We start from the raw sequence: 483 nt of genomic DNA on the forward strand, positions 1-483 counted from the left end.
GAATGATTAAAACCAAAATTTAATACCCGCAACAAATGCGGTGTTGTTGCTACTTTGTCCACTTGATGTGGCATAGTCGGCGGTATTGCCAAATTTATTGCTCCATTCAACGCCAATATAGGGCGCAAACTGGCGTGTAAATTCATAACGAACCCTAAAGCCAATCGCGCTGCTTGATAGGCCACTTCCAAGTTCGTTTTGTTTATCGTTTTTGCCATAAAGTGTAATTTCGGCTCGCGGTTGTATAATTAGCTTTTGCGTGAGTAATAGTTCGTACTCTGCCTCTAACGTAAATGCGGTATTGCCTCGCTCACCTACGTATGCTGTCATATCAAGTTCAAACCAATAAGGGGCTAAACCTTGTAAGCCAAAAGCCAACCATTGCCGATTTTCACCTTCTTTATTGTAATCAAGACGAACACCTGCTTGAGTATCCCAATATGCTGATACGGCGTGACCCCATAAAATATCGGTTTGGTTTTC

The 483-nt window shown here is 42.2% G+C and carries 1 protein-coding gene; it reads right to left on the bottom strand.

The annotated features are described in order from the left end of the window. Positions 1-6: 6 nt before the first annotated feature. Positions 7-483, bottom strand: a 477-nt coding sequence (locus ACT3RM_RS18175; protein WP_444511553.1) for a copper resistance protein B, incomplete at its 5' end; no start/stop codon positions are given.

The organism is Pseudoalteromonas sp. AOP7-A1-14, from assembly GCF_052376275.1.
Taxonomy (GTDB): domain Bacteria; phylum Pseudomonadota; class Gammaproteobacteria; order Enterobacterales; family Alteromonadaceae; genus Pseudoalteromonas.